The organism is Frigoribacterium sp. RIT-PI-h, from assembly GCF_001297205.1.
In the GTDB taxonomy this organism is placed as follows: domain Bacteria; phylum Actinomycetota; class Actinomycetes; order Actinomycetales; family Microbacteriaceae; genus Frigoribacterium.
On sequence record NZ_LHOZ01000028.1, the window covers coordinates 21,402 to 30,323 of the forward strand.

Here is an 8,922-nt window from a genome sequence, read left to right on the forward strand (position 1 = left end):
GGCCCAATGTAGACGGCAGGCCGCCCCGGGCTCGCAGCAGCAGCATGCGTCGGGCGGTCGTGACCGGTGATGCGGGAGGATCGAGGCCATGGACACGGACACGCTGGCGTCGACTCCCCGGTTGACCCTCCGCCTGCACCGAGACGACGACCTGGGTCGACTCGTTTCGATCCACTCACGACCGGACGTCGCGCGGTTCCTTCTGGAGGAGCCCTGGACGATCGAGTCCGGGCGGGCACAGCTCGAACGACGCCTGGGTCGGACGGAGCTCGCCGAGCCCGTGGGGGCACTCGCTCTCGTCGTCGAGCGGGAGGGTTCGGTGATCGGCACGGTGTCGCTGTGGCGCACGGAGCAGGAACGGCGCACGCTCGAGATCGGGTGGACGCTCGATCCCGAGCACGGAGGCCGGGGGTACGCGAGCGAGGCGGTCGCGGCCGCGCTGCAGCTCGCCTTCGCGCGCGACGACGTCCACCGCGTGACCGCGCAGATGGATGCCCGCAACACGTCCTCCGCGCGCCTCGCGGCCCGGGTCGGCATGCGGCAGGAGGCGCACCACCGGCAGGACTTCTGGAGCAAGGACGAATGGACCGACACCCTCGTCTTCGCGATGCTCGCCGACGAACGGCCCGCGCAGCAGGGCGAGACGGGGCGGCGACCCGACCCGCGCCTCCGACGCGTTCCTCCACGGGCATGGCGCGGGCCGCGACTCCGGCTGCCGTCGAGCACCGGGGCCCCTTGACCTGTCTTGCACCGCAAGGTAGCTTGTGATGCATGACAGCAGACGTGGGGGCGCAACTGCGCAAGGGCGTCGTCGAGTACTGCATCCTCGGACTGCTCGACCGAGAGCCCATGTACGGCTGGCAGCTCTCCGAACAGCTCGTCGAGGCCGGTCTCGTCGCCAGCATCGGGACGCTCTACCCCGTCCTCGGACGCCTCCGGGCCCAAGGTCTCGCCACCGCCTTCGACCAGCCGTCCGCGACGGGCCCCGTCCGCAAGTACTACCGACTGACCCCGCTCGGGCGTGCCCAGCTCAGCGCTTTCCGCCTCCAATGGGCCCCGTTCACCGCCTCGGTCCACCTACTCATCGGAGAAGACACCCATGACTGACACCACGCCCGACATCACCACCGCCTACCTCGCCCAGCTCGACACCGAGCTCGGGCAGCTCCCGGCGGACCTCCACCGGGACATCGCCACCGGAATCCGGGAAGAGCTCCAGGGGCTCGACGCGGAGGCCGCAGCTGCACGCATCCGACAGCTCGGCGATCCGGCCTTCATCGCCGCCGAAGCCCGCGCCGAGACGACCACCGAGACTCCCCTCGTCAGCCCGGACGCGCCTCCTCCCGGCCGGACGTTCTCGATCATCGCGGTCGTGGTCCTGATCGCCGGCTCGCTCCTGGTCCCCGTCCTCGGGGCGCTCGCCGGCCTCCTCTTCGTCAGCCAGGCCAGGGCCTGGACCCGGCGGGAGAAGGCAGCCGCCTGGCTCGCCTCCGCGGGCGTCGCCCTCCTCGCCCTCGCGGCCGCGACGGTGATGGCCTCGGCGGACCTCGGCGGCACCCACCTCGTCGTCCTGGCCGGCTACCTCGTCTTCCCCGTCGTCGGCATCGTGCTGGCCGTCCGCGCGCAGCGCCGGGACTGGCGCCCCTGAGACGGAACTCGCCGCTCGCGGGGACGGCCTCGCTTCCCTCGTCGTCGGCCACGACACGGAAGGGGTTGCTCACGACCGATCGCAGGGAAGCCAGCAGCGTTCCCGGACCGGTTCGTGATGTGTGTGAGCACCACTCGCGTAGGACACGCCGCACGCAAACGTTCGCGAGCGTCCCGATCCTGCGCGGGCGGTGCAGGCGGTTCCACGATTCCGACCTCGACGTGAGTGGCTTACGAGAAAGTGCGTACCTCCGTTCGACGGGGCTTCCTGAGATGCTGCGATCAGCCGCCGACCCTCGCAGAAGGAGCCTTCATGTCCGTCGCATCCAGCCGCCTCGCCCGCGGCACGGCCGTCCTCGCCGGAGCCGCCCTCCTCGCCGGACTCGGCGTCACCACGCCGGCATCCGCTGCTCCCGGGACCACACCGAAGCCGACCGTGACGGCCGCCCCGGACAGACGGGACACCACCACCGAACACCGCAATGCCTGCGCCGTGCGGACGCTCATCACCACGACCTTCGCCGATCCCGACAGCACGTCCTCCCAGCAGCTCGCGGCGGAATTCGTCTCACCGAGCGCCGTCGCGCACGGAGCAGGGACCACCGCCGGGCCGGAGGGACTCCTCGCCCAGTTCTCGGCGGACCGGACGCGCGTCCCCGGTGCTCAGGCAGTGATCAAGCGCGTCGCAGCCGACGGCGACCTCGTCGCGGTGCACTGGCAGATCACACCGGACCCGCGCGACGAACGACGCGGCGATGCCGCCGTCGACCTGTTCCGCCTCGAGCACGGGCGGATCGTCGAGCGCTGGTCGCTCGAGCAGCCCGTTCCGACCGGCACACCGGCCAGCGGGAACACGAACACCATGTTCAGCGACCTGTACCGGCCGGCACGTCCGACTGCCGCGCCGTCGGAGCGTCAGGAAGAACGCGATCGCGTCCTCGCGGTGTCGGCGTACGACACGCTGTTCCGCGACCACGACGCGTCGATCCTCGACCGCGCCTTCGACCCCGCGTACCTGCAGCACAACCCGGTCGCCCCGAACGGGACGGCGGCGCTGAAGCAGCTGTTCGGCAGCGGCGCGCAGTTCCCGGCGCAGCAGTCCGTCATCTCGCTCTCCGACGGCGACATCGTCTGGACCTTCTCCCAGGCGGTCGGCGCGAAACCCGGCGACCCGCTGCTCGCCGCCGACCTGTTCCGCGTCGACGACGGCCTCATCCGTGAGCACTGGGACGTGGTCCCGACCGACTAGCCCTTCGTCAGGCGGTCGCACAGGCGAACGCGGAGTGCTCCCGGTAATCTCCGTCCATGAAGCGCACCTCAGATCCTTCGTCCGACTGCCATAGTCCGGGCGCCCGGAAGACCCCGGGCACCCGCCTGCCGATCGCCCTCCTCGCCCGATGAACGGCGACCTGCTCCTCAACATCGTCCTCGTCGTCGTCTTCGTCCTGGTCGGCGGTGTCTTCGCCGCCACCGAGATGGCGCTCGTCACCCTCCGCGAGAGCCAGGTCAACGCGATCGCCGCGCGCGGCAAGCGCGGCGAGAAGGTCGCGGGCCTCGCGCGCGACCCGAACATGTTCCTCGCCGCCGTCCAGATCGGCGTCACGGTCGCCGGGTTCGCCTCCGCGGCGTACGGCGCCTCCTCCATCGCCCCCTCGGTCACACCGGTCCTCGTCGGGTTCGGGCTCGGGGACCAGGCCGCCTCCACGGTCGCGACCATCGTCCTCACCCTCCTCATCGCCTACCTCTCGTTGGTCCTGGGCGAGTTGGCTCCGAAGCGGCTCGCGATCCAGCGGAACGCCTCGTTCGCCTACGCCGTCGCCCCCGTGCTCGCCGTCTTCGCCGTCCTCATGCGTCCGGTGATCTGGCTGCTGTCGATCAGCACGAACCTCGTGGTCCGTCTGCTCGGCGGCGACCCGCACAAGACGGGCGAGGAGATGACCGAAGAGGAGCTGCGCGACATCGTCTCGAGCCACGAGGGTCTGCCCGAGGACGAACGCCGCATCCTCGACGACGTGCTCTCCCTCCGGCACCGCCAGCTGAGCCAGGTCATGCGTCCTCGCCCCGAGGTCACGGCCGTCGACGGCACCGGGAGCGTCAGCGACGCCGCCCGCGAGGTCCACGACCAGCCCTATTCGCGCTACCCGGTCATCGACCGGTCCATCGACGACATCATCGGCTTCGTGCACGTCCGCGACCTCTTCGAGGCGATCACCAAGGACCCGGCGACGCCGGTCCGCGACATCGTGCGGACGATCTCGTACCTGCCGGCCACGGCGCGCGTCCTCCCGACGCTCACCTCGATGCGGGCGGACGGCCACCACATCGCCGTCATCGTCGACGAGTACGGCGGAACCGACGGCATCGTCACCCTCGAGGACCTCGTCGAGGAAGTCGTCGGCGAGATCTTCGACGAGTACGACACGGAGTTCGCCGCCGCCGACCTCGAGGCCGGCGGCGGGATCGTCGACGGCCGTCTGAACTTCCAGGACTTCGAGGAGGCGACGGGCATCCACCTGCCCGAGAGCGCCTCCGACACCGTCGCCGGCTACGTCATCGAGACCCTCGGGCGCCTCGCGGTCGTGGGCGACGTCGTCGAGATCGACGGCGCCCGCCTCCAGGTGACCGCGATGGACCGGCGCCGCATCTCCGAGCGGCTCGTCATCCCCGACGTCGACGAGACACCCGCCGATGAGGCGAGCACCCCGGACGACGCGCGGAACTGAATCCGGGCCCCGGGCCCCGGGCCCCGTGTTGTCGGAGTCGGTGGCGCGCATCACCCGCGCCATGCCGGCGAGGGTCCCCGTCGTCCCGGCCCACTGCACACGGTAGGTGCCCCCGTGATGCGCGTCATGCTGCGCGCGAGGTCCCTGGCCGACACGCGGTCCCCTGCGACCTCCACGAACCGCGATGCGTCGTCGTCGAGGGCCACCCGTGCGGTGACGCGGGCCGTGTCGTCCTCGGTCGTGAAGTCGAGGATCTGGTCGGCGTCCGACCAGAACAGGACGCGCTTCAGCTCGAGCACGACCAAGGGGGCCTGGCCGGTCAGCATGTCCGTGAACGCACAGACGAGAACGCTGGAGGCGCAGATCGGGGCAGCGTCGACGTCGGCCTGGAACTCGCGTCGCAGCTCGAAGTTCCGGTTGCTGCCCGGGGTGATGCATCGGTAGTCGGCCGAGTAGTCCGACGGCCTGAAACGCGGCACGCCGGCGTCGACCGCAGCGGCGAGCAGAGCCCGTTGCGCGTCCACGATGACGGGCCGTGCACCGCTCAGGGCGGCGACGACCACGTCGACACCGTCCATCGCGGCCCGCAGGGCATCGGGGTCGGTGTAGTCGGCCTCCACGACACGGATGGCATCGTCGTCGGCGAACGGGCCGCTGCCGGCACCGGGACGGGTGAGCACTCGGACGTCGGCGCCGAGGGTGCGCAGTTCACGGACGATGCGGCGACCGATGTCGCCTGTGGCGCCGGGACGGCCGGATGGCGGTTCCCCGTCGGGCAGCGGGAGGACCGCTCTGCTGCCGCCGCCTCACCTCCCTGTCCGCGACGACCTCGCTGTGCCCACTCGGGGGTTCACGGCGAACCAGTGCTCGGCGTGCGCGATCCCTCTCGACGAAGTCGGCATCACACGAGCAGGCGACGGGGTGGACCGCCGCCCCCCGACCACCTTCGGGACTGAGCCTCAGGGAGTCTGCACTTCCGGCGCCCCGCCGCGGCCGCCCTCGGAGGCAGCGCCGCGCCGGCACTCGTCGAGCTCGGCCGAGCGGTCGTTCCGGCCATCGGACGCGCCTGCGACACCGGGAACCGGATGACCGACACCACCGGCGGCATCATCGCCGCGACGACTTCGTCACTGGCGCGTCGGCGCCTGAACCACATCATCGGCCGCTGCGACCCGCCCCTCCGTACGAGGGACGTGCCCGGCTCAGAAGGCGTAGCGGATGCGGCACCACGGCGTGATCTCGTTCACGAGGGCCGACAACTGCGCGACCCCCCGGGCCTTGAGATCGCGACGGTAGCGGACGTTCTCGGCGCCGTTCTGCGAGATCTTGGCCTCTTGCAGGCGTGGCTGCCAGATGAGCTCTTCGCCCTTGGGGTGCCACCGCTCGTTGACCTCGTGCAGGGCGGCGTTGGGGGTCAGGAAGATCACCTCGGCCGCCGCCTGCTGTTGGGCGGCGGGCGGGCGGACGTCGGCGGCCGGCGGCAGCGGCGCCCGCCAGTCGGACAGCCAGGTGGGCGTCATGATGACGGGTGAGAAGTTGAGGTGGACCTCCCATCCGGCCTCCACGAAGTCGTTGACGGCGGCGATGCGGTCGGCCATCGGGCTGGTGCGCAGGTCGGTGACCTTCGCGGTCTCGGCCGGCATCAGCGAGAAGCGGATGCGAGACCGCCCCCGAGGATCCCACGTGAGCAGGTCGCGGTTGACCCATTTGGTGGCGAAGGACGCCTTGGCCGTGGGGGTCATGCGGAACAGGTCGCAGAGGTCGCGCACATTGTCACTGATCGTCGCGTCGACAGAGCAGTCGCTGTTCTCGCCGATGTCGTACACCCACGCCTCGGGGTCGCACTGGTTGGGTTCGAGCTTCGGCCCCTGCTTGTGCACGTGACGGGCGACGTGGCGACCGATCTGCTCGATGTTCGTGAACACGGTGACCGGATTGCTGTACCCCTTGCGGCGGGGGGCGGAGCAGGACACGCCCGCCATCGCGCCGCCCCTCGGCAGCGCCGGCGCGGTGAAGCCGGCCGCCCGGCCGTTGGGCCCGTAACGAGGCCCCTCTTCTCGCCCCGGACGAGCGCCCCGGTCTTGATGCGCACCCAGCGACGGGCGTTCGCCTCGTCGCCGTGGAGCTCGGGGATGCGCCAGTGCGACTCGACCGGCACGACGATCGCCTCGGGCCAGCGCGCGAGGACGTCCTGCCCCCGGGGCGACGCGGCCGCCGCGGGTTCGGCGTAGATGCGGCGCACGTCGAGAAGAGCCGGAGAAGCCATCATGCGCCATGTGTACAGGCCACCACTGACAGCGGCTGCACGGGGTCCTGCCTTCGCACACGGCGGTCCTCTGCGACGCAGAAACGCGATGTCGGTTCAGTCCTCGGGCGGCCCTGGCCTCCGCCGCAGCCGACCGCATGCCGCCTGCCCTGCTTCGAGGCGCTCGGCGCCCCCTCGACCGAGCCGTGCGGACCGACCGCGCCGGCCCGTCGGCCCGTCAGCCCGGTCGGGCGGGCAGCTCGACGGTGACCCGGAGGCCGCCGCCGACCCGGGGCCGCACCTCGAGCGTCCCGTCGTGGGCGCGCACGATCGCGTCGACGATCGCCAGGCCGAGCCCGGAGCCCTGGTGGTCGCCCCGCACGCGGGCGTCGCCGCGCTGGAAGGGCTCCGTCAGGGTCGCGACGAGGTCGGGCGGAACCACCGGGCCCGAGTTCTCGACGACGAGGAGGGCCCCGGCCCCTCGGGGGGCCGTGGAGACCGACACACACGCCGCCGGCTGACCGACCGACGCGTCGACGTCGCGCGTCCCCGCGTGCGGCCCTGCGGGCACGTTGTGCACGATGCCGTTGTGCACCAGGTTCGTCACCACCTGACGCAGCAAGGCCGGCGACCCGGACGTGGTCGACACGTCGCCCTCGACCTCGAGCGCCACGCCCCGCGCGTCGGCGAGAGGCGAGAGCACCTCGACGGCCTCGTCCGCGAGCAGTGACAGGTCCACGGACGACCGGTCGAACGACCGCTGGTCGGCCCTGCTCAACACGAGCAGCGCCTCGGTCAGGTCGATCGCCCGGTCGTTCACCTCACGCAGGCGACCTGCGAGCACCCTCGGGTCCGACTCCGGGTCGTCGTGCGCGACCTCGAGCAGGGTCCGCGAGATGGCGAGGGGCGTGCGCAACTCGTGCGAGGCATTGGCCGCGAACCGTCGCTGCGCCGAGACGTGGGCCTCGAGCCGCTCGAGCATCGTGTCGAACGCGTCGGCCAGCGCACGGAACTCGTCGGCCCGGCCGGGCAGGGCGATGCGGTGCGACAGCGACCCCTCCGCGGCCAGGCCGGCGGCTTCGGTCAGACGGTCGAGCGGCGCCAGCAGCCGCCCCGCGAGCCACCAGCCCCCCAGCAGCCCCGCCCCGAGCAGCACCGCCAGAGCCACGAAGGCCCGCGGCACGAACGCCCGCACCAGGTCTCCTCGGTTCGGCGCGTACCCGTCGAAGCTCGAGAGCGCCTCCTGCGGCACGTACCGCAACAGGAACAGCCAGACCACCCCGAGCAGCAGCGCCCCGGTCACCCCGACGCCGGCCGCGGAGCTGAGCGCCAGACGCAGGCGGACGCTGGGGCCGCGCGTCCTACCCACGGCCCCGCGCCTCCTCGACAGGGCCGGTCCGGACAGGGCCGGCGTCGATCCGGTACCCGACGCCCGGCACCGTCGCGATCACCCAGGGCTCGCCGAGCCGCTTCCGCAGCGCCGAGACCGTGATGCGGACCGCGTTCGTGAACGGGTCGGCGTTCTCGTCCCAGGCCCGCTCGAGCAGCTGCTCGGCGCTGACCACGCCGCCGCCGGCCGTCACGAGCACCTCGAGCACGGCGAACTGCTTGCGGGTGAGCGCCACGTAGCGGCCGTCGCGGTGCACCTCGCGGCGGAACGGGTCGAGGCGCAGCCCCGCCAACTCGGTGACCGGTGGCCGGGGGTGCGCCCGACGCCGGGCGAGGGCGCGCAGCCGCAGCCCCAGCTCCCGCAGCTCGAACGGCCTGGTGAGGGAGTCGCCCGCCCCCGCCTCGAAGCCCGAGGCCTTGTCGTCGAGACGGTCGGCGGCCGTCAGCATGAGGATCGGCGTGCCGCTGCCGGTCACGACCAGGTGCTCGGCGATCTCGTCGCCCGAGGGCCCGGGCACGTCGCGGTCGAGCACGGCGACGTCGTACTCGTTGACGCTCAGCAGCTCGAGCGCGGTGTCGCCGTCGCCCGCGACATCGGACGCGATGGCCGCGAGACGGAGACCGTCGCGGATGGCCTCGGCCAACAGGGGCTCGTCCTCGACGATCAGCACACGCACGTCCCGATGCTACGAGCCGGGCCGTATCGTCCGCGTATCGAGAAACGCATACGGGCCGGCAACGGCGGATCCCGGCGACTGAGGGGCATGCGAAACCTCGCCCCGTCGCCCTCCGCACGTCCCGTCCCCGGCCGGCACCGACGACGCCCCGCCGTCGTCCTGGCCGTCGTCGCCGGTGCGATCGCGTTCTCGCTCGTCGTCCTCCTGGCGGTGGCCGGCGCGGTCTCCCGCGCCGCGACGG

The 8,922-nt window shown here is 72.0% G+C and carries 9 protein-coding genes; 5 read left to right on the forward strand and 4 right to left on the reverse strand.

Going from position 1 to position 8,922, the window contains the following annotated elements; all coding sequences use genetic code 11:
• Positions 1 to 88: 88 nt before the first annotated feature.
• From AEQ27_RS02135 to AEQ27_RS16950, 5 genes are all read left to right on the forward strand, one after another.
• A complete protein-coding gene (locus tag AEQ27_RS02135) occupies positions 89 to 739 on the forward strand; it encodes a GNAT family N-acetyltransferase (RefSeq protein ID WP_082383165.1) in 651 nt (216 codons plus the stop codon).
• Positions 740 to 771: 32 nt separating this feature from the next.
• Positions 772 to 1,107, forward strand: coding sequence for a PadR family transcriptional regulator (locus AEQ27_RS02140; protein WP_054145190.1), 336 nt, complete (start codon positions 772 to 774; stop codon positions 1,105 to 1,107).
• A complete protein-coding gene (locus AEQ27_RS02145; RefSeq protein WP_054145191.1) occupies positions 1,100 to 1,648 on the forward strand; it encodes a hypothetical protein in 549 nt (182 codons plus the stop codon). Before AEQ27_RS02140 ends, AEQ27_RS02145 begins: the two co-directional genes overlap by 8 nt.
• A gap of 312 nt (positions 1,649 to 1,960) precedes the next feature.
• The gene (locus AEQ27_RS02150) at positions 1,961 to 2,896 is read left to right on the forward strand and encodes a nuclear transport factor 2 family protein (protein WP_054145192.1); all 936 of its coding nucleotides are present in this window, start codon (positions 1,961 to 1,963) and stop codon (positions 2,894 to 2,896) included.
• Positions 2,897 to 3,044: 148 nt separating this feature from the next.
• Positions 3,045 to 4,370 carry a hemolysin family protein gene (locus tag AEQ27_RS16950; protein WP_054145193.1) on the forward strand — a complete coding sequence of 442 codons (1,326 nt, stop codon included), beginning with the start codon at positions 3,045 to 3,047 and terminating at the stop codon, positions 4,368 to 4,370.
• A gap of 50 nt (positions 4,371 to 4,420) precedes the next feature.
• Here the strand turns inward: AEQ27_RS16950 and AEQ27_RS16955 are convergent, their stop codons facing one another.
• The 4 genes from AEQ27_RS16955 to AEQ27_RS02175 all read right to left on the reverse strand — a co-directional run bounded on the left by AEQ27_RS16955 (position 4,421) and on the right by AEQ27_RS02175 (position 8,681).
• The gene (locus tag AEQ27_RS16955; RefSeq protein WP_369813577.1) at positions 4,421 to 5,149 is read right to left on the reverse strand and encodes an NmrA family NAD(P)-binding protein; all 729 of its coding nucleotides are present in this window, start codon (positions 5,147 to 5,149) and stop codon (positions 4,421 to 4,423) included.
• A 423-nt stretch (positions 5,150 to 5,572) separates the two neighbouring features.
• Complete coding sequence (locus tag AEQ27_RS02165) at positions 5,573 to 6,343, reverse strand: spore photoproduct lyase family protein (protein WP_235450946.1); 771 nt, start codon at positions 6,341 to 6,343, stop codon at positions 5,573 to 5,575.
• A 510-nt stretch (positions 6,344 to 6,853) separates the two neighbouring features.
• On the reverse strand, positions 6,854 to 7,984 hold the full coding sequence (locus tag AEQ27_RS02170) for a HAMP domain-containing sensor histidine kinase (RefSeq protein WP_054145195.1): 1,131 nt from the start codon (positions 7,982 to 7,984) through the stop codon (positions 6,854 to 6,856).
• Entirely contained in the window at positions 7,977 to 8,681 is a 705-nt protein-coding gene (locus AEQ27_RS02175; RefSeq protein WP_054145196.1) for a response regulator transcription factor, read from the reverse strand. The genes AEQ27_RS02170 and AEQ27_RS02175 overlap by 8 nt, the downstream gene beginning before the upstream one ends.
• Between the last annotated feature and the right edge of the window lie 241 nt (positions 8,682 to 8,922).